Genomic DNA, 19,640 nt, shown 5'->3' with positions numbered 1-19,640 from the left:
TCACCCTACGGGGCGTTCCCGCTGTCCGGGCAGGCGCGGAGCGTAGAGGTCCGTATCCGGCTTCCCCGGATCTCCCGGACCCAGCCCGTGCCCGCCGCCATGCCCCGGCGAGTGAGAGATATGTCCGCTGTGTCCACCCGGTGGCGGGGGAGCGCCCAGGGGCGCGCCCGTCATCGCGTGGGCGGGCATCGCCGCACGGCGCATCGCCATCAGCGACGGCTCCCCCGGCCGGGGATCCAGCGGATCCGGCCGGTCGAACCGGTCGCCGCGCTCCGCGCGCTCCGGCCGCTCGCCCCGCTCCGACCGGTCCACCGGACCGCCCTGCGGCCGGCGCGCCCGGTAGGCGGCCCGGTAGGCGGCGGGGGAGGACCCCAGCTGCCGGCGGAAGTGGCCGCGCAGGGCCACGGGCGAGCGGAAGCCGCAGCGTCCGGCGACCTCGTCCACGGAGTAGTCCGAGGTCTCCAGGAGCCGCTGGGCCTGGAGCACCCGCTGAGTGATCAGCCACTGCAGCGGGGCGCTCCCGGTGAGCGAGCGGAACCGCCGGTCGAAGGTGCGACGGCTCATGTACGCGCGGGCGGCCAGGGTCTCCACGTCGAACTGCTCGTGGAGGTGCTCCAGCGCCCAGGCGACGACCTCGGCCAGCGGGTCGGCGCCGATCTCCTCGGGTAAAGACCTGTCGAGGTAGCGCTCCTGCCCGCCGGCGCGGCGGGGCGGCACGACGAGCCGGCGGGCCAGGGCCCCCGCGGCGTCGGCGCCGTGGTCGGTGCGGACGATGTGCAGGCACAGATCGATGCCCGCCGCGGTGCCCGCGGACGTCAGTACGTCGCCGTCGTCCACGAAGAGCTCCCGGGGGTCCACATGGACCGACGGATAGCGCTTCGCGAGCGTGGGCGCGTACATCCAGTGGGTGGTGGCGGGCCTGCCGTCGAGCAGGCCCGCGGCGGCCAGTACGAAGGCCCCGGTGCACAGCCCGACGATGCGGGCGCCCTCCTCATGGGCACGGCGGAGCGCGTCGAGCGCGGCGGCGGGCGGCGGTTGGGTGATCGACCGCCAGGCCGGTACGACGACGGTCCCGGCCCTGGAGAGTGCCTCCAGGCCGTACGGTGCGGTCAATTCCAGGCCGCCGGTCGTTCGCAATGGCACATCTTCGCCCGCGCACACCAGCAATCGGTAGCGGGGGACTCCCGCGTCCTGCCGGTCGATGCCGAACACGGAAAGCGGGATGGAGCTTTCGAAGATGGGGCCGCCGCTGAAAAGCAGCACGGCGACGATCTCCCGGCGGCGGCGTCCGGAGAGCTTGCGCGCGGTCTCCGGTACGGTCGTGGAGTCCTGGCTCATGGCGCTAAGCCCCCTCGGCGGTCGAGTCCTCTCGGTCCTGCACGTTTCCCCTCGGTCCTGAACGGTTCCCCCGCCGGTCATGGCCAAGATCGAATCTACTGCGTCGCTTGGAGACGCGGTGACCAGTTCACCACCCGCCTCTAAATCGACATGACAACTTGGCGTGAAGCGTTCGATCACGAAGCGTTGCACTTGCAGGCTCCGGTGAAAAGTACGCCTCTCGCCCCTGCCCACACTCCTCAGTCGGCAACCGCCCTCAGCGGTTCTTTCCTTGCTGGTCGACCGGCTGATGGGAGGGGTTCAGGCCGAGGTGTGAAGTTCGGACCCAAGTTGGCTGAAAACATATGGGCGCAGGCGTGCGAGGAGGTCAGTCGGCGGGGCTACCGGACCCCTGGCGGCGGGCTCCGCGATGGCTCCCCGCGCCCGTCCGGCCGTGCCGGCCCCGGTGCGGGGACGCCTGCTCCGCGGACACCTTGGCGGCGGTGCGCTCGGACTGGCGCAGGAGTGCGTGGCAGACGCAGGTGAGTGCCACCAGACCGGCGGCCGTACCGGCCGCGCCGCCGAAGGACTGACCGCACATCAGCAGGACGACCGGGACCAGGGCACAGCTGAAGGCCGCCCAGCGGACCACATCGCTCACCGGATCGGGGGACGGGCCCTCGGGCGTCTCCTCGCGGGCGAAATCATGGGTTCCGGGCACGGAACGGCTCCCTGCTGGCGGCTGCTGGCGGTACTAACAACGGCCGGTCGGGGGCGTGGGTCACTGGGGAGTGGGTAGCAGGGGGTGTGAGCCCGGGCCATTGCGCTACGCGCCGCGCTCGTGCATGCTCCGGGGAACCGCCCACGGGGCCGCCGGCCCGGCGGGCGGCCTCTGGGCAGGCAGCGACTGTCGCCGTACCCTGGGGGGTAAGCACTTGAAAAGATGAATCCCGGACGGATTTGGCCGTCCAAGATCCATCAGTGGGCGCGCCCCTCGACAACTCCAACCAGTCCACCGCCGATCCCTCGACCAGAGGCTTCCTTCGCCGAGACACCGATGGCCGGTCACGAATTCTCCGAACCCGCGGACCGCAAGCGGATCGCCGATCAGGCGGCGAATCCCGAAGCGGCGGAAGAAACACGTCATTCCTGCGATCCGGCGTTCCGGCACGGCGTCGTGGTGGGCTTCGACGGTTCCATGTCGAGCGAGCGAGCGCTTGCGTATGCAATCGGTATGGCCCGGCGCTCGGGCTCGGGACTGATCATCGTCCATGTGGCCAACCGGCTGCCGACGACCGTCTGGGCGGGCTGCGAGCCGCCGGTCTTCGTGGACGTCCCCGATCACCGCACCGAGGTCCTGGGCCTGGAGCTGGCCTGCGCCGACCATCTCTCCGAGGTCCCCTGGATCCTGGTGGAGCGCGGCGGGGACATCTGTCACGAACTCGAAGAAGTCGGGCGCGAGTATGCCGCCGACGCCATCGTGGTGGGCTCCACTCACGGTCTGGTCGGCCGGATCTTCGGTTCCGTGGCGGGCCGGCTGGCGCGCCGGGCGCAGCGGCCGGTCGTCGTCATCCCGTAGGTGATCCCGTGGGTGCTCCTTGAGCGCCCACGTGGGCGACGGAACCTGGCGGAACGTCAATCACCTCGCGCCGTAGGGAAGCCGTAGGGAAACAGTCCCGCCGATCCCTTGACTTCCCCCGGAATCTACTCGCGCGTAGAGGTGCCGACGGCATCCCGCATGGGTACAACTCCGGCAGTACGTCCCAGGGCGTGCCGCCGGACGGGAGGTGACGGTTCCCGGGGCCGGTGGCATCACCGCCGGTGTGAGGGCGACGCCGGCGCGAAAGGAGGCGGCCCTCCCCGCGCGCGTGGTGGCACGCGTGGGGAGGGCCGTTCTCTCGTACCTGTCGCGGACAGGTGCGGACAGGTCCGAGAGGTCTCGTGGGGCCCGCGGCCGAAGCGGCCGGGCGGGCCCGGGGCCGGACTACTCGACGGTGACGGACTTCGCCAGGTTGCGCGGCTTGTCGATGTCGCGGCCCATGGCCTTCGCCGTGTAGTACGCGAAGAGCTGGAGCGGGATGCCCATGAGGATGGCGTCCAGCTCGTCCTCGTTCTTCGGCACGACGATCGTGTGGTCGGCCTTCTCCTGCTCCCGGTGGGCGACGGCGAGGATGCGGCCGCTGCGGGCCTTGATCTCCTCGAGCGCGGCGCGGTTCTTCTCCAGCAGCTCGTCGTCCGGCACGATCGCGACGGTCGGCATGGCGGGCTCGATCAGGGCCAGCGGGCCGTGCTTCAGCTCGGAGGCCGGGTAGGCCTCGGCGTGGATGTACGAGACCTCCTTGAGCTTCAGCGAGGCCTCGCGGGCCACCGGGTAGCCGCGGACACGGCCGATGAACATCATCGACTTGGCCTCGGCGTACTCCTTGGCCAGCTCCTCGATCTGCGCCTCGTTGGCGAGGATCTCCTCGATCTGGCCGGGCAGCTTGCGCAGGCCCTCGATGATCCGCTTGCCGTCGGCGACGGACAGGTCGCGGGTGCGGCCCAGGTGGAGGGCGAGGAGGCCGAAGGAGACCACCATGTTGGTGAAGCACTTGGTGGAGACGACGCAGACCTCGGGGCCGGCGTGGACGTAGATGCCACCGTCGGTCTCGCGGGCGATCGCCGAGCCGACCACGTTGACCAGGCCCAGGACGCGGGCGCCCTTGCGCTTGAGCTCCTGGACGGCGGCGAGCACGTCGTAGGTCTCACCGGACTGGGACACCGCGATGTAGAGGGTGTCGGGGTCGACGACCGGGTTGCGGTAGCGGAACTCGGAGGCCGGCTCGGCGTCCGCGGGGATGCGGGCCAGCTCCTCGATCATCTGGGCGCCGATCTGGCCGGCGTGGTACGAGGTGCCACAGCCGAGGATCTTCACCCGGCGCACGGCGCGGGCGTCACGGGCGTCCAGGTTGAGGCCGCCGAGGTGCACGGTGGAGAAGCGGTCGTCGATGCGGCCGCGCAGCGCGCGGTCCACGGCGTCGGCCTGCTCGTGGATCTCCTTGTGCATGTACGTGTCGTGGCCGCCCATGTCGTACGACTCGGCCTCCCACTCGACGGTGGTCGGCTGGGCGGAGGTGCGGGAGCCCTCGGTGGTGTACGTGCGGTAGTCGTCCGCCTTGAGGGTGGCCATCTCGCCGTCGTCGAGGGTGACGACCTGGCGGGTGTGGGCGACCAGCGCGGCGACGTCGGAGGAGACGAACATCTCCTTCTCGCCTATGCCCAGGACCACGGGGGAGCCGTTGCGGGCGACGACGATGCGGTCCGGGAAGTCGGCGTGGAGGACGGCGATGCCGTACGTGCCCTCGATGTGCTTGACGGCCTCGCGGACCTTCTCCTCCAGCGTGCCGGCCTCGGAACGGGCGATGAGGTGGGCGAGGACCTCGGTGTCGGTGTCGGACACGAAGGTGAAGCCGTCGGCGGTCAGGCGGGTGCGCAGCTCGGCGGCGTTGTCGATGATGCCGTTGTGGACGACGGCCACCTTCTCCTCGGCGTCGAGGTGGGGGTGGGCGTTGACGTCGTTCGGCGCGCCGTGGGTGGCCCAGCGGGTGTGGGCGATGCCGGTGGTGCCGTTGAAGCGCTTGGGCAGCCGGGACTCGAGCTCGCGGACGCGGCCCTTGGCCTTGGCGGACTTCAGGCCGCCGGTCTTGCCGCCGGCGTGCAGGGCGATGCCGGCGGAGTCGTAGCCCCGGTACTCCAGGCGCTGGAGACCCTCGAGCAGCAGCGGCGCGACATCACGCTTGCCGATGTATCCGACGATTCCACACATAGGTGACCCTCCCAGGGGTAAAGCGTTCGTGGTGCCCGGTTCTACGGCGGCACTCGGTGGCGTCCCGGCGGCTCAGCCGTAGACGATGCGGCGCAGCTGCCGCAGTGAGAGCTCGGGTGGCGCCACCGCGCGGTGCGGCAGCTCCGCCGCGATGCGCTCGAAGATCTCCGCGTTGTTCAGTCCGCCGGACTGGAGCTCGCGGTGGCGGCGGCGCACGAATACCTCGGCCGTCTCGTCGAAGTACGCCAGCACGTCCAGCACCACCCGGGCGGCCTCGCCGCGCTGTAGCGGCGTGCTGCGCACCAGGTGGTCGACCAGGTCGTCATGGGACATGCGGCGTTCGAGCACCCGTCGATAGTGAGGGCAAGGCGAGCGTTTCGCAAGAATCCTGCCCGATTTCGGGCAGGAGGGTGGGGTGTGGAGCGGGAAAAAGGTCAGAAACGACGCAGGACGGCCTGTTTCGCTGCGGCGAACTCCTCGTCCGTGAGGATTCCCGCGTGACGCAGCTCACCCAGCTCGCGCAGCCGGCGCAGCAGGACGTCGTGATCGTCGGGGGCGGGCTCGCCCCGCTCCGGGGCGGCGGGCGCTGCCGGGGGCGCGCCCTCCAGGGCCTTCGAGAAGCCGAGGGCCGGTGCGCCCGGCGACGCGACGGCGGACCGCGCGGCTCCGGCGGCGGAGGGATGCGGCAGCCGGGCGGTCACGGCGGCGGCCACCAGCGCCATCAGCGGGTCCTTCTTGAAGCCGAAGAGCTCGATGGCGTGCGGGTCGTGCTTGGGCGGCGCGTTCGTGGGCGCCTGGGGGACGGTGAAGCGGAGGTAGCCGTTCTCCAGGCCGGCGGAGGGCTGCCACTCCACCGTGGCGATGTCGGTGACGGGCAGGACGCGCGTCCCCGCGGACTTCTTTCCCTCGGCGGTGGTCCAGTTCCACTCCAGGCGGACCCGCTCGCCGTCGAAGGAGGCGGTGCCGTCCCCGGCGCTCACCGACAGCGGCACGGCCGGCCCCGGCAGCAGATAGCGGTCCGTGGGGCCGTCCGGCAGCTGCTCCAGCAGCAGGGCGTGGCGCACCTCGTCCACGAAGTACTCCGCGACGCCCGTACGGTCCTGCTCGACCGCGAGCTGGTACGGATCCGCCGCCTCCGGAAGCCGGCCGCGGGCGGCCTGGGTCAGCGGGTCGGACCCGTCGCGCAGCCGCAGCCGGAGCCGCCCGCCCTTGCGGGCCGGCTCGAAGGCGACGCCCGCCACCGCGCCCAGCGGAACGGCGAGCTCACCCAGGGTCTGGCGCAGCGGATGCACTCCCCGCTCCCGGCCCGGCACGATGCGTATCGTGTCGCCGTCGAAGGTCCATGTCCCGTCCTTCTGGAGGATCTCTGCCATGGACGGAATTCTCGCAGGTGGGCCGGGGGCGCGGGGCGGGGAGCGGGGGCGTGACAGGGGCGGGCGCCGGGCGCCGGGGGCGGGCGTCAGGCGCTGGGCAGGCCCAGCTCGCGGGCGATGAGCATCCGCTGCACCTCGCTGGTGCCCTCGCCGATCTCCAGGATCTTGGAGTCCCGCCACATCCGGGCCACGGGGTACTCGTTCATGAAGCCGTAGCCGCCGTGGATCTGGGTGGCCTCGCGGGCGTTGGTGACCGCGATCTCGGAGGAGTAGAGCTTGGCCAGCGCCGCCTCCTTCTTGAACGGCTCGCCGTGGACCAGCCGGGACGCGGCGTCGCGCCAGGCGATCCGGGCCGTGTGGGCCCGCATCTCCATGTCGGCGATCTTGAACTGGATGGCCTGGTTGGCGCCGATCGGCCGGCCGAAGGCCTCCCGGGTGCGGGCGTATACGACGGACTCGTCGACGCAGCCCTGGGCTAGCCCGGTGGCCAGCGCGGAGATCGCGATCCGGCCCTCGTCCAGTATCCGCAGGAACTGGGCGTAGCCGCGGCCCTGTTCGCCCAGCAGGTTGGCGGCGGGCACCCGGACGTCGGAGAAGGACAGCTCCCGGGTGTCCGAGGCGTTCCAGCCGACCTTGGAGTAGGGGGCGGCGACGGTGAAGCCGGGGGTGCCGGACGGCACGATGATCGAGGAGATCAGCGGCTTGCCGTTCTCGGCGTGGCCGGTGACGGCGGTGACGGTGACCAGGCCGGTGATGTCGGTGCCGGAGTTGGTGATGAAGCACTTGGTGCCGTTGATCACCCATTCGTCGGTCGTCTCGTCGAGACGGGCCGTAGTGCGGGTGGCCCCGGCGTCGGAGCCGCCGTCGGGCTCCGTCAGGCCGAAGGCGCCCAGCATCTCGCCGGAGCAGAGCTTCGGCAGCCACTCGCGCTTCTGCTCCTCGGTGCCGAAGCGGAAGATGGGCATCGCGCCCAGCGAGACCCCGGCCTCCAGGGTGATCGCCACGGAGGAGTCCACCCGGGCGAGCTCCTCCAGGACCAGCCCGAGGGCCAGATAGTCCCCGCCCATGCCGCCGTACTCCTCGGGGAACGGCAGCCCGAACAGGCCCATGCGGCCCATCTCCCGCACGATCTCGTACGGGAACTCATGGCGCTCGTAGAAGTCGCCGATCTTCGGGGCGACGACCTCGTGGGCGAACTCCTCGACGGTGCGGCGGAGTTCCTCGTGCTCGGGGGAGAGGCGGTGGTCCAGCGACATGGCTCAGGGCTCCTGGTGGGAGAGGGCACGGACGGTGCGGGACGGGCTGGGTCGGCCCAGGTGGCCGGCCATCCAGACGCTGGTGGCGGTGAGACGGCCGAGATCGACCCCGGTGGCGATGCCGAGGCCGTCGAGCATCCACACGAGGTCTTCGGTGGCGAGATTTCCGGTGGCGCTCTTGGCGTACGGGCAGCCGCCGAGCCCGCCGGCGGAGGCGTCGACCGTGGTCACGCCGCAGCGGAGGGCGGCGAGGGTGTTGGCGAGCGCCTGCCCGTAGGTGTCGTGGAAGTGCACGGCGAGCCGGTCGACCGGCACGCCCGCCTCGTGGAGAGCGGTGAGCAGCGCCGTGACATGGCCGGGCGTGGCGACGCCGATGGTGTCGCCGAGGCTCAGCTCGTCACAGCCCAGGTCGAGGAGGCGGCGGCTGACGCGGACCGTCCGCTCCAGGGGGACGGCCCCCTCCCAGGGGTCGCCGAAGCACATGGAGAGATAGCCGCGCACCCGCAGTCCCGCCTCCCGGGCCGTCGCCACGACGGGGGCGAACATCTCCAGCGACTCGTCGACGGAGCGGTTGAGATTGGCCCGGGCGAAGGACTCGGTGGCGCTGCCGAAGACGGCGATCTCCCGGGCGCCGAGGGCGAGGGCGCGGTCGAGCCCGCGCCGGTTGGGCACCAGCACGGGGAGCCGGGCGGGGACGCCGTCGAGCAGCGGCAGCAGCTCCTCGGCGTCGGCGAGCTGGGGCACCCACTTGGGGTGGACGAAGCTCGTCGCCTCGACGGTGTCCAGGCCGGCGGCGGCCAGCCGGCGGATGAACTCCGCCTTGACCTCGGTCGGGACGATCGTCTTCTCGTTCTGCAGTCCGTCGCGGGCGCCGACCTCGTGGATCCGCACCCGGGTGGGGAGGGCGGGGTCGGGGAAGGCCATGGGCAGTCCGTCGATCATGACTCCTCCACGGGCGCGGCCGGGGTGACGACCGGGGTGACGACGGCCAGGACCTGGTCCATCGCCACGGTGCTGCCGGGCGTCACGTCGAGCTCGGTGACGGTGCCGGCGTGGGGGGCGGCGATGACGTGTTCCATCTTCATCGCCTCGACGACGAGGAGGCTCTGACCGGCCTCGACCTCGTCCCCCACGGCCGCCTTGACGACGGTGACCGTGCCGGGCATGGGGGCGGTGAGCGTGCCGGCGTGGTCCCCGGCGGCGCCGCCGGTGAGTGCGGCGAGGACGGGGTCGTACGGCACGAGGTGCCAGGTGTCGCCCTGGTGGGCGAGCCACGTTCCGCCGTCGGCGGTGTGGGCGAGGGCGAGGGCGCGGGTGGTGCCGTCGAGCTCGACGGTGGCCTGTTCCCCGGGCCTCCGGGAGGGCAGCAGCCTCGCGCTGCGGGGAGTCGCGGCCTCGTCGCTCAGCAGGAATTCCGTGCCCGCTGCGGTGTCGCGCACGCGGACCGTCACCGGGGCGTGGCCCGGGGCGCGGAAGTGGTGGGCCGTCCAGGCGGCTTCGCCGCCGAGGCGCCAGGCGCTCGGGACCGAGAAGGGGTCCACCCACCCGGCCGGGGGCCGGGGGGCCTGCCCCCCGTTTCGGGAAGGGGCGGGATCGGGGATCAACTCCGCCTGCGCCAGCAACCCGCCCGCCACGTACACCTCCTCCGGCACCTCCGCCGGGACGAGCGTCGCCGCGTCCCGGTCGACGAGCCCCGTGTCGAGGTCGCCCGAGACGACGGAAGGGTGCGCCAGCAGCCGCCGCAGGAAGCCCACGTTCGTGTCCACGCCCAGGACGACCGTCTCCGCGAGGGCGGCCCGCAGGCGGCGGAGGGCCGTGGCCCGGTCCGGGCCGTGGGCGACGATCTTCGCGAGCATCGGGTCGTACGACGTGCCGACCTCCACGCCCGCCACGAGCCCGGAGTCCACCCGGATCCCCTCGCCCGACGGCTCGCTCAGGGCCAGGACCGTGCCCGCCGAGGGCAGGAAGTCGACGCGGTCGCCGCTCACCCGGGCGGTCTCGGCGCAGACGCGCGCCTCCACCGCGTGCCCAGTGAGCGTCACGTCCTCCTGGACGAAGCCCAGCCGCTCGCCGGCCGCGACCCGGATCTGCCACTCCACCAGGTCCAGCCCGGTGATCAGCTCCGTGACCGGGTGCTCGACCTGGAGGCGGGTGTTCATCTCCATGAAGTAGTACGAGGACGGGTCACCGCCCGGGACGATGAACTCGACCGTCCCGGCGCCCGTGTAGCCGCAGGAGCGCGCGGCCTGCGCGGCGGCCTCGCCCATCGCGGCGCGCGTGGCCTCGTCCAGCAGGACGCTGGGGGCCTCCTCGATGATCTTCTGGTGGCGGCGCTGGAGGGAGCACTCGCGCTCGCCCAGGTGGACGACGCCGCCGTGGCCGTCGGCCAGCACCTGGATCTCGATGTGCCGGGGGCGGTCGATCCAGCGCTCCACGAGCAGGGTGTCGTCGCCGAAGGACCCGCGTGCCTCGCGCCGCGCGGCGGCGATCTCCTCGCCGAGCAGAGCCGCGTCGCGCACCAGCCGCATGCCCTTGCCGCCGCCGCCCGCGGACGGCTTCAGCAGGACCGGCATCCCGATCTCGTGGGCCGCGTCGGCCAGTTCGGCGTCCGTCAGGCCGCTGCCCGTCGAGCCCGGCACGACGGGCACGCCCGCCGCCCGGACCGTCTCCTTCGCCCGGATCTTGTCGCCCATCAGCTCGATCGCCCCGGCGGGCGGGCCGATGAAGACGAGCCCCGCGTCCGCGCAGGCGCGGGCGAAGGCGGCGTTCTCCGCGAGGAAGCCGTAGCCGGGGTGGACGGCCTGCGCGCCGGTGCGGGCGGCGGCGTCCAGCAGGCGCTCCACGGACAGATAGCTCTCCGTGGCGGCCGCCGGGCCGATGCGCACGGCGGTGTCGGCCTCGCGGACGTGCCGGGCGTCGGCGTCGGCGTCGCTGAAGACGGCGACGGACCGGATGCCGAGCGCGCGCAGCGTACGGATGACGCGTACGGCGATCTCGCCCCGGTTGGCGACAAGGACTGTCTCGAACATGCTCCGCCTCACATCCGGAAGACGCCGTAGCCGGGCGCCGCGCCGTCCCTGGCGGGAAGCGGGGCGTTGGCACAGGCGGTCAGGGCCAGGCCCAGCACCTGCCGGGTCTCCAGGGGGTCGATGACTCCGTCGTCCCACAGCCGGGCGGTCGCGTAGTAGGCGTTGCCCTGGGTGTCGTACTGCTCGCGGACCGGCGCCCGGAAGGACTCCTCGTCCTCCGCGCTCCACTCCTCGCCGCGCGCCTCCAGCTGGTCGCGCTTGACCGTGGCGAGCACGGACGCCGCCTGCTCGCCGCCCATCACCGAGATCTTCGCGTTGGGCCACATCCACAGGAAGCGGGGGGAGTACGCCCGGCCGCACATGGAGTAGTTGCCCGCGCCGTACGAGCCGCCTATGACGACCGTGAGCTTCGGGACGCGGGTGCAGGCGACGGCCGTGACCATCTTGGCGCCGTGCTTGGCGATGCCGCCCGCCTCGTACTGCCGGCCCACCATGAAGCCGGAGATGTTCTGGAGGAAGAGCAGCGGAATGCCGCGCTGGTCGCACAGCTCGATGAAGTGGGCGCCCTTCTGGGCGGATTCGGAGAAGAGGATGCCGTTGTTGGCGACGATGCCCACCGGGTGGCCGTGGATCCGGGCGAAGCCCGTCACCAGCGTCTGCCCGAACTCCGCCTTGAACTCGGCGAAGCGCGAGCCGTCGACGATCCGGGCGATGACCTCGCGGACGTCGTACGGGGTGCGGGAGTCCACAGGGACCGCGCCGTAGAGGCCCGCCGGGTCGGCCTTGGGCTCCTCGACGGGCTCCACCGGCCACGGCGGCGCGCCGCGCTCGGGGAGCGTCGAGACGATCGTGCGGACGATGCGCAGGGCGTGCTCGTCGTTCTCGGCGAGGTGGTCGGTGACGCCCGAGACCTTCGAGTGGACCTCGCCGCCGCCCAGCTCCTCGGCGGTGACGACCTCGCCCGTCGCGGCCTTCACCAGCGGCGGGCCGCCCAGGAAGATCGTGCCCTGGCCGCGCACGATCACGGCCTCGTCGCTCATCGCCGGGACGTAGGCGCCGCCGGCCGTGCAGGAGCCGAGGACCGCCGCGATCTGCGGGATGCCGGCGCCGGACATCCGCGCCTGGTTGTAGAAGATCCGGCCGAAGTGCTCGCGGTCGGGGAAGACCTCGTCCTGCATGGGCAGGAAGGCGCCGCCGGAGTCGACCAGATACAGGCACGGGAGCCTGTTCTCCAGGGCGATCTCCTGGGCGCGCAGATGCTTCTTGACGGTCATCGGGTAGTACGTGCCGCCCTTGACCGTGGCGTCATTGGCGACGATCACCGTCTCGCGGCCGGAGACCCGGCCGATGCCCGCGATCACGCCCGCGGCCGGGGCGGCCCCGCCGTACATCCCCTCGGCGGCCAGCGGGGCGATCTCGAGGAAGGGCGAGCCGGGGTCGAGCAGGGCGTCGACGCGGTCGCGCGGCAGCAGCTTCCCGCGCGCGGTGTGCCGCGCGCGGGCCTTCTCGCCGCCGCCCAGCCGCGCGGTGGCGAGCCTGCCGCGCAACTCCGCCGTCAGCTCGCGATGGGCGGCCTCGTTGGCCCGCCAGGCGTCGGACGCCGGATCGGCGGCGCTCCCCAGCACCGGTGCCTGCTGCATGGACTCGAGCTCCCTTGCTCGGTTAATGAGCGTTAACACAGTGCCTTCAGGTTAACGACCATTAACGCCCGCTGTCTAGAATTACCTTCGTGAAAGACGCTGTGAGCACCCACCGGCAGGCCCCGGCCCCCCTCTCCCGCCGCGAGCAGATCCTGCGGGAGGCCGCCCGGCTCTTCGCCGAGCGCGGCTTCCACGGCGTCGGCGTGGACGAGATAGGGGCGGCGGTCGGCATCAGCGGCCCCGGGCTCTACCGCCACTTCGCCGGCAAGGACGCGATGCTCGCCGAGCTGCTGGTGGGCATCAGCGGGCGGCTCCTCACGGGCGGCCGGCGGCGCGTCGCCGAGGCCGCCGAGGCGGGCGCGGCCCCCGCCGAGGTGCTGGACTCGCTCATCGACGGCCACATCGACTTCGCCCTGGACGACCGGGCGCTGATCATCCTCCACGACCGGGAGCTCGGCCAGCTCCGCGACAGCGACCGCAAGCTGGTGCGCTCGCTCCAGCGCCAGTACGTGGAGCTGTGGGTCGACGTCGTCCGCCGGCTCCACCCCGGCACCCTGGAGGTCGAGGTCCGGGCCGCCGTCCACGCTGTCTTCGGCCTGCTCAACTCCACCCCCCACCTCGGCCGCCCCGGCGCACTCCCCGCCCGCACGGCCATGGCCGCGCTGCTGCGCCGCCTGGCGCTCGGCGCGCTCGGCTCCCTGGCGGGCTGACGAGCACATCTGGACAGCCTTGGTGACCGGCCGGTAGCTTCCGCTGAGCAAGCGCTTATACAGCAACGCTTATACAGCGAGCGCCGCCACGGCGAGCGCTGCCACAGCCCGAGCGGGGAGGCCGCTGTGCGACGCACTGTCTTCACCGAGGACCACGAGGCGTTCCGGCGGACGATCCGCGACGTCATCGCCGCCGAGGTGGTGCCGCATTACGACGAGTGGCGCGCCGCGGGAGCCGTCCCCCGCGCGTTCTACAAGAGGCTCGGCGAGCTCGGCGTCTTCGGCATCGAGGTCCCCGAGGAGTACGGCGGCGCGGGCCAGCGCTCGTTCAAGTTCCAGGCCGTCGTCACCGAGGAGTGCGCGCGTGCGGGCGTCAGCTTCGGCGCCGCCGGCGCCCACACCGCCCTCTGCCTGCCCTACCTCCTCACGTACGGCACCGAGGAGCAGAAGCGGCGCTGGCTGCCCGGCTTCGTCTCCGGCGAGCTGATGACCGCCATCGCCATGACCGAACCCGGTACCGGCTCCGACCTGGCGGGGATGCGGACCACCGCCCGGCTCTCCGAGGACGGCACCCACTACGTCCTCAACGGCGCCAAGACCTTCATCACCGGTGGCGTCCAGGCCGACCGGGTGCTCGTCTGCGCCCGTACGGCCCCGGCCACCGCCGAGGACCGGCGCGGCGGCATCTCCCTCCTCGTCGTGGACACCTCCTCGGAGGGCTACGCCGTCGGCCGCACGCTGGAGAAGCTCGGCCTGAAGGTCTCCGACACCGCCGAACTCTCCTTCACCGACGTCAAGGTGCCCGTCACGGACCTCCTCGGCGAGGAGGGCGCGGCCTTCGGCTACCTCACCCACAACCTCCCGCAGGAGCGGCTCGGCATCGCCGTCGGCGCGTACGCCCAGGCGGCCGCCGCCGTCGGGTTCGCCACGGAGTACGTCCGCGACCGCACGGTCTTCGGGCGGTCGGTGGCCTCGTTCCAGAACACCAAGTTCGTCCTGGCCGACTGCCGCTCCGAGGTGGACGCGATGCAGGCGGTCGTGGACCGGGCCCTGGAGGCGCACGACGCGGGCGAGCTGACCGCCGCCGACGCCGCCTCGGCCAAGCTCTTCACCACCGAGCGGGCGGCCGTCGTCGTCGACAAGTGCCTGCAGCTCCACGGCGGTTACGGCTACATGATGGAGTACCCCATCGCCCGCCTGTACGCGGACACCCGCGTCACCCGCATCTACGGCGGCACGAGCGAGGTCATGCGCTCGATCATCGCCAAGTCGATGGGCCTGTAGGGCCCGCCGCGACAGCACGGACACCCGTTAAGGACCACCGGCACATGAACGAACCCCTCACCACCGAGCCCCCCACCCCCCTCGACGAACTCCTCGGCCTGCTCGACCTCGAGCGGATCGAGGAGGACATCTTCCGCGGCACCACCTCCCAGCCAGTCCTCGTGCCGCGCGTCTTCGGCGGCCAGGTCGCCGCGCAGGCGCTGGTCGCCGCCGGACGCACCGTCCCGGCCGACCGGCACGCGCACTCCCTGCACTCCTACTTCCTGCGCCCCGGCGACCCGGCGGTGCCCATCGTCTACACGGTCGACCGCATCCGCGACGGCTACTCCTTCACCACCCGCCGCGTCGTCGCCGTCCAGCACGGGCAGCCGATCTTCCACCTCTCCGCGTCCTTCCAGACGCACGAGGAGGGCCTGGAGCACCAGGAGCCGATGCCGTCGGCACCGGACCCGCTGACCCTCCCCACGGCCGCCGAGATGCTGCCGCACTACGCCCGTCACCTGGGCGGCCAGGACGTCGTCGAGCGCATCCTGGAGGCGCGCGGGGCGGTCGATCTGCGCTACGCGGAGGAGCCGACGTTCGCCCGCGTGGGCGAGCCGCGTGAGCCCAAGTCGCAGGTTTGGTTCCGGACGAACGGCAAACTGGCGGACGACCCGCTGCTGCACATCTGCCTGGCCACGTACGTCTCCGACATGACGCTCCTGGACTCGGTGCTGCTCGCCCACGGGCGCGGCGGCTGGGCCATCGGCGACGTCGTCGGCGCGAGCCTCGACCACGCCATGTGGTTCCACCGCCCCTTCCGCGCCGACGAGTGGCTGCTCTACGACCAGGAGAGCCCCACCTCCCAGGGCGGCCGGGGCCTGGCGAGGGGGCGGATCTTCACCGCGGACGGGCGGCTGGCGGTATCGGTGATTCAGGAGGGGCTGATACGCGTCCCGCGCGGTCGATAGGCGGATGACCCGCCCTTTACCCTCGTGAGACCGATCCGCGAGCGATCCACCGGGGGACCTCATGCCGCGCACGAACACACCCATGCCCAAGGTCGTACGGGCGCTCCTGATGGCCGTGGGCGTCCTCGTCATCGGTGTCGGCGCGGTGCTGCTGTTCGTCTGGCACACCCACATCGTCGACCGCACCGGCGCGTACCGGCTGATGGCGGGGCTCGCCCTGCGGGCCGCGGAGGCCGCCGTGCTCTACGGCGGCTCCTGGCTGGTCGTCCGCGGCTGGAACGGCGGGCCCCGGCCCCGGACCTAGTCCGCGCCGGTCCGCGCCCGCCGTCAGGCCGTGGGCTTCGGCCGTCAGGCCGTGGACCTCGCCGTGGCGCGTACGCCGAAGTGGACGTAGCGGCTGCCGTCGGCCAGCGCGTAGAAGACCACCGGGATCCAGCCGTCCTTCTCGTTGCGGCGGCCGGCGAAGACCGTCCGCGCCGGGGTGTCCGAGACCGGCGTCAGATTCCAGACGAGGGGGTCGAAGGTGCCCGCCAAGCCGTCGGCGCCCTCGTACGTCAGCCGGAGGACGCCTTCACCGGGGGCGCCTTCGCCGGAGGGGCGGTCCGCGATGGTCATGAGGAAACCCTCGCGCTTGTACGTGCCGGTGAACGGGACCGTGTCCACCGCCGGAGGCTCCTCGGGCGGCCCGAACGCCGGCATGGAGATCCCGGCGAGTTCGGCGGTCAGTTCGCGGCAGAGCGTCTCGTAGACCTTGGGCGCGGCGCTGCCGCCGTTGGTCAGGAGGGCCACGGCGAGGCCCTTCTCGGGGATGGCGCGCAGATAGGCGAGCTGCCCGAACGTGCTGCCGTCATGGCCGAAGCCGCGCGCGCCGTCCCACTCGAACAGCCCCCAGCCCAGGCCCCAGTGGGCGCCGAGGAACCACTCGTCGGGCATCGCGACCTCGCGGTTCAGCATGGCCTCCACGGCGGCGGACGAGAGCACCCGCGTCCCGTCCGGTGCCGTGCCGCCGTCGACGAACAGCCGGGCGAACCGCACCACGTCGGCGGCGGTGGCGCTGATCCCGCCGTAGGGACCGGCGGAGCGGGGCAGCATGTTCCACAGCGGGGTGGGGACCGGGACCTCGCCGGGCTCGCCCATGTGCCCCATCGCCGCGCGGAAGCGCAGCACTTCCTCGGGAAGGGTCATGGTGTGGTCGAGCCCGAGCGGGTCGAGAAGCAGCTCCTTGAGCGCCTCGTCCCAGGTCTTGCCGGTGACGACCTCGACGATCCGGCCGAGGACGTTGTAGCCGGTGCTGGAGTACGACATGGTGGCGCCCGGCGGGTTGGTCATGCCGACGTTCCGCGCGCTTTCGACATAGCGGGCCAGGCAGTCGTCGCCGCGGCCCGTGTCGTTGACGTGGTCGCCCTCGATGCCGCTGGTGTGGTTGAGCAGCTGGCGCGGTGTGACCGTACGGGACGCCTCCGCGTCGGCGACGGCGAAGTCCGGCAGGACGTCCACGACGGGCGCGTCCAGGTCGAGCTTTCCGGTGTCGGCGAGCAGCACCGCGAGCGCGGCGGTGTAGCCCTTGCTGACCGAGCCGATCTGGAAGACCGAGTCCGTGGTCGTCTCGACGCCGGTCCCGGTGTGGAGGATGCCGCTCGCCAGCTCGTGGATCTCGCCGTCGGCGAGTACGGCCAGGGCGGCGCCGGGGACGTGGTGGGCGGCCAGGAGCTCGTCGAGCCGGGCCTGCCAGCGGGCGGTGTCGAAGGGCTTCGGCACTTCAAGGTGCGCGTTCTCGGACATGCGGCTTTCCCCCAGTGGTGGTCAAGTGATGTGACAGGGCACGTGAATGGTCGTCCGTGACTAGTCGGCCTGCCGCGGCCGCCTGCCGGCGAACCCGGCCAGCGCGGCCATGGTCGTCCGCGGGGGCCGCCGGAGGTCGCGGTCGGGGTGGATCAGACGGCCGCCCAGGGTGCGGACCAGGAGGCCGAGGACGAAGCCGTACACCGTCACCATGCCGTGCCCGTTGGACTGGGCGAGCCACATGCCCAGGCCGAGCACGGGCGCGGCGATCGCGAGGAGCACGTCCTTGCGCTCACGGCCGCGCAGCAGGAGGGCGGCGGCCAGGGTCGCGGCGAGGAAGTACGTCGCTCCCGAACTCCCCGCGAAGTTCCGGGGATCGGTGCTGCCGCCGGTCTGGCCGAAGAGCGCGTCGATGTGCTCCGGCAGCAGGATGCCCGCGGCGAACAGGCCCACCATCAGGGGCCCGCCCCAGAACCACTCCGCGAGGGCGGCGATGACGGCGAGGGTGGCGATGTTCCACGCCCCGCCGAGGAACCCGCCGTTCTGCATGAAGACGGAGGTGACCACGCGCCACCAGCCCGACTTGCTCGGGTCGCTGTCGAAGGCGTCCATCGCCCCCGACCAGCAGAGCTGTGTCACGACTCCGGCGAGCGCGATCGCGGTCAGGCCGACCGCGGCCCAGGGGATCCGGCGCCGGCCCACGGTGTCCTGCCCGACGAGGGCCAGGCCTCCGTTGAGCATCAGAACCATCAGTGCCGCAGTGGTCACGTTGAACAGCATCGCGCCCATCGCCACCAGCCCCCCTCGAACGTGCCGAATGCTTGTGCTGGACACGACATTAGCCGGGGAGACGGCCAGTTTCAAACACTGTTTGAAAATTGCGGCTAGGGTGATCCCCATGAAGCTGACCGCAGACCGGATCATCGACGCGGGCATGGCCGTCTTCGCCGAGTCCGGCTATCACGGGTTGTCCATGCGACAGGTGGCGGAGCGCCTCGGCGCCCACGCCGGGAGCCTCTACTACCACGTGCCCAGCAAGAGCGCGCTGCTCCAGCTGATGGCCGACCGGGTCGCCCGGCAGGCCTACGACGCGGGCAGCGCCGCGCTGGCCGCGCTGCCCGAGGGGGCGGGCTGGCAGGCCGGGATCGAGGCCCAGGCCGTGACGCTGCGGCGGAGCATCCGGCGGCACGCGGGCGGCGCGATCATGTTCGCCGACAGCCCGAAGATGCTCAGCGGCGGAGCGCTGTCGCTGATGGAGCGGCTGCTGCGCACCCTGAGCGACGCCGGTGTGCCCGACGAACACCTCATCGTCGCCGCCGACACCCTGCTCAGCCATGTCACCGGCTACGTGCTCCAGGAACAGAGCGAGCCGCCCGCCCTCCCCGTCACCGAGGAGGACGTCGCCGGCCTTCCCGAGCGTTTCCCCCTGACACTGGTCGCCGCGGCCGCCTACGACCAGGAGGAGAAGTTCCTCCGGAGCGTACGGATGCTCTGCGCCGGGATCGCGACGCTGATCGAGCCGGCCGGCGCCTAGCCCTGCCCCAGCCCCGCCGCACCCAGCAGATACGCCGTCATCGGCTCGTAGAAGCGCGGGTCGGCGACGTGGTCGTCCAGCGGCACCGCCACCTGGAGCGTGCCCTCCGCCTCGGCGAGGAACAGCGCCGGGTCGTTGCAGTCCGCGAAGCCCACCGCGTCGATGCCCTGCCCCGCCGCGCAGCCCGCCCAGCCGTGGTCGGCGACGACCAGGTCCGGCAGCGGGCGGCCCGCCTGCCGCAGCCCGTCCAGGATCGCGGCCATGGGCGCGGGGGAGTGGGTGTGCCAGAGCGTCGCCCCGCGCTCGAAGACGGCCACGTCGGCGACCTGGTACACCGAGCCCTCGTCCGCGCGCAGCCCGCTCGGGATGGAGACGATCTCGCAGCCCGCCGCCCGCAGCGCGGCCGCCGTCGTGCGGTGGACGTCCAGCAGCCCGCCCGGGTGGCCGGTGGCGAACAGCACCCGCTGCCGCCCCTCCGCCGCCTTCCGCAGGAACGCGGCCATCCGCTCCAGCGCGGCCACGGTCAGCCGGGGGTCGATCGTGTCCTGGCCCACCCGGTGCTCGAGGTCGTCGCTGACGCCGCAGCGCTCCGCCATGACCGCCAGCACGTCCTGCTCGTCCGTCCAGCGGTCGCCGAACTCCAGCCCGAACCAGTAGTGCCGGTCGCCCTGGGCGAGCCTGCGGTAGTGATCGAGGTTGTTCTCGCGGGGGGTGGCGACATTCCCCGCGATACGCGTACGGACGAGGTGATCGATCAGTTCGGCGGGGCTGGGTGGTATCGGCATGGGCTCATTCTCCCCCGGGATGCGCGATGGACGCCGTGTCCATATGCAGAGGCCGGACCTTCAGTTCCGTACATGTGCGGAATCCGCCTCCCTGCCTACCCTCGGGTACGTCCAGACCGTCCGCTCCGACGTTGACGCGAACGTGACCCGTCGGCGCCCCGTCCGTGATCCGAGA

Annotated in this window: 18 protein-coding genes; 6 read left to right on the top strand and 12 right to left on the bottom strand. The window is 72.2% G+C overall.

The window, feature by feature from the left end; all coding sequences use genetic code 11:
- Positions 1 to 1,338: a helix-turn-helix domain-containing protein gene (locus EKH77_RS11215; protein ID WP_126914261.1), complete on the bottom strand. Its 1,338-nt coding sequence runs from the start codon at positions 1,336 to 1,338 to the stop codon at positions 1 to 3.
- A gap of 367 nt (positions 1,339 to 1,705) precedes the next feature.
- Positions 1,706 to 2,038 carry a hypothetical protein gene (locus EKH77_RS11210; protein WP_126914260.1) on the bottom strand — a complete coding sequence of 111 codons (333 nt, stop codon included), beginning with the start codon at positions 2,036 to 2,038 and terminating at the stop codon, positions 1,706 to 1,708.
- Positions 2,039 to 2,374: 336 nt separating this feature from the next.
- Here EKH77_RS11210 and EKH77_RS11205 point away from each other — a divergent pair, with 336 nt between their 5' ends.
- Positions 2,375 to 2,896, top strand: coding sequence for a universal stress protein (locus EKH77_RS11205; RefSeq protein WP_126918008.1), 522 nt, complete (start codon positions 2,375 to 2,377; stop codon positions 2,894 to 2,896).
- A 405-nt stretch (positions 2,897 to 3,301) separates the two neighbouring features.
- Here the strand turns inward: EKH77_RS11205 and glmS are convergent, their stop codons facing one another.
- From glmS to EKH77_RS11170, 7 genes are all read right to left on the bottom strand, one after another.
- Positions 3,302 to 5,122: a glutamine--fructose-6-phosphate transaminase (isomerizing) gene (glmS, locus tag EKH77_RS11200; protein ID WP_126914259.1), complete on the bottom strand. Its 1,821-nt coding sequence runs from the start codon at positions 5,120 to 5,122 to the stop codon at positions 3,302 to 3,304.
- 72 nt (positions 5,123 to 5,194) lie between these two features.
- Positions 5,195 to 5,470 carry a hypothetical protein gene (locus tag EKH77_RS11195; protein WP_126914258.1) on the bottom strand — a complete coding sequence of 92 codons (276 nt, stop codon included), beginning with the start codon at positions 5,468 to 5,470 and terminating at the stop codon, positions 5,195 to 5,197.
- An 86-nt stretch (positions 5,471 to 5,556) separates the two neighbouring features.
- Positions 5,557 to 6,495: a DUF4429 domain-containing protein gene (locus tag EKH77_RS11190; RefSeq protein WP_126914257.1), complete on the bottom strand. Its 939-nt coding sequence runs from the start codon at positions 6,493 to 6,495 to the stop codon at positions 5,557 to 5,559.
- Positions 6,496 to 6,581: 86 nt separating this feature from the next.
- A complete protein-coding gene (locus tag EKH77_RS11185) occupies positions 6,582 to 7,745 on the bottom strand; it encodes an acyl-CoA dehydrogenase family protein (RefSeq protein WP_126918007.1) in 1,164 nt (387 codons plus the stop codon).
- Between the two features lie 9 nt (positions 7,746 to 7,754).
- Positions 7,755 to 8,693 carry a hydroxymethylglutaryl-CoA lyase gene (locus EKH77_RS11180; protein WP_126914256.1) on the bottom strand — a complete coding sequence of 313 codons (939 nt, stop codon included), beginning with the start codon at positions 8,691 to 8,693 and terminating at the stop codon, positions 7,755 to 7,757.
- Complete coding sequence (locus EKH77_RS11175) at positions 8,690 to 10,780, bottom strand: acetyl/propionyl/methylcrotonyl-CoA carboxylase subunit alpha (protein WP_126914255.1); 2,091 nt, start codon at positions 10,778 to 10,780, stop codon at positions 8,690 to 8,692. Before EKH77_RS11175 ends, EKH77_RS11180 begins: the two co-directional genes overlap by 4 nt.
- 8 nt (positions 10,781 to 10,788) lie before the next feature.
- Complete coding sequence (locus tag EKH77_RS11170; protein WP_126914254.1) at positions 10,789 to 12,420, bottom strand: carboxyl transferase domain-containing protein; 1,632 nt, start codon at positions 12,418 to 12,420, stop codon at positions 10,789 to 10,791.
- An 89-nt stretch (positions 12,421 to 12,509) separates the two neighbouring features.
- On the opposite strand from EKH77_RS11170, the gene EKH77_RS11165 reads away from it, so the two are divergent.
- From EKH77_RS11165 to EKH77_RS11150, 4 genes are all read left to right on the top strand, one after another.
- Positions 12,510 to 13,130 (top strand): SACE_7040 family transcriptional regulator, encoded by a 621-nt coding sequence (locus EKH77_RS11165; RefSeq protein ID WP_430980987.1) that lies wholly within the window; start codon positions 12,510 to 12,512, stop codon positions 13,128 to 13,130.
- Between the two features lie 126 nt (positions 13,131 to 13,256).
- Positions 13,257 to 14,414: an acyl-CoA dehydrogenase family protein gene (locus tag EKH77_RS11160; protein ID WP_126914253.1), complete on the top strand. Its 1,158-nt coding sequence runs from the start codon at positions 13,257 to 13,259 to the stop codon at positions 14,412 to 14,414.
- 44 nt (positions 14,415 to 14,458) lie between these two features.
- A complete protein-coding gene (gene tesB / locus EKH77_RS11155) occupies positions 14,459 to 15,364 on the top strand; it encodes an acyl-CoA thioesterase II (protein WP_126914252.1) in 906 nt (301 codons plus the stop codon).
- A gap of 61 nt (positions 15,365 to 15,425) precedes the next feature.
- The gene (locus EKH77_RS11150) at positions 15,426 to 15,668 is read left to right on the top strand and encodes a hypothetical protein (RefSeq protein ID WP_126914251.1); all 243 of its coding nucleotides are present in this window, start codon (positions 15,426 to 15,428) and stop codon (positions 15,666 to 15,668) included.
- 44 nt (positions 15,669 to 15,712) lie between these two features.
- Here the strand turns inward: EKH77_RS11150 and EKH77_RS11145 are convergent, their stop codons facing one another.
- Together EKH77_RS11145 and EKH77_RS11140 are read right to left on the bottom strand one after the other, a co-directional pair.
- Positions 15,713 to 17,146: a serine hydrolase domain-containing protein gene (locus EKH77_RS11145; RefSeq protein WP_126914250.1), complete on the bottom strand. Its 1,434-nt coding sequence runs from the start codon at positions 17,144 to 17,146 to the stop codon at positions 15,713 to 15,715.
- Positions 17,147 to 17,206: 60 nt separating this feature from the next.
- The gene (locus EKH77_RS11140; RefSeq protein WP_240667309.1) at positions 17,207 to 17,914 is read right to left on the bottom strand and encodes a hypothetical protein; all 708 of its coding nucleotides are present in this window, start codon (positions 17,912 to 17,914) and stop codon (positions 17,207 to 17,209) included.
- 130 nt (positions 17,915 to 18,044) lie between these two features.
- Here EKH77_RS11140 and EKH77_RS11135 point away from each other — a divergent pair, with 130 nt between their 5' ends.
- The gene (locus EKH77_RS11135; protein WP_126914248.1) at positions 18,045 to 18,680 is read left to right on the top strand and encodes a TetR/AcrR family transcriptional regulator; all 636 of its coding nucleotides are present in this window, start codon (positions 18,045 to 18,047) and stop codon (positions 18,678 to 18,680) included.
- Here EKH77_RS11135 and EKH77_RS11130 read toward each other — a convergent pair.
- Positions 18,677 to 19,465, bottom strand: coding sequence for a phosphatase (locus tag EKH77_RS11130; RefSeq protein WP_126914247.1), 789 nt, complete (start codon positions 19,463 to 19,465; stop codon positions 18,677 to 18,679). The genes EKH77_RS11135 and EKH77_RS11130 overlap by 4 nt on opposite strands.
- Positions 19,466 to 19,640 lie beyond the last annotated feature (175 nt).

This window comes from Streptomyces luteoverticillatus (assembly GCF_003970715.1).
In the GTDB taxonomy this organism is placed as follows: Bacteria; Actinomycetota; Actinomycetes; order Streptomycetales; family Streptomycetaceae; genus Streptomyces; species Streptomyces abikoensis.
Note: the sequence above shows the minus strand (reverse complement) of the source record. Positions and strands in the feature narration are given on the sequence as shown.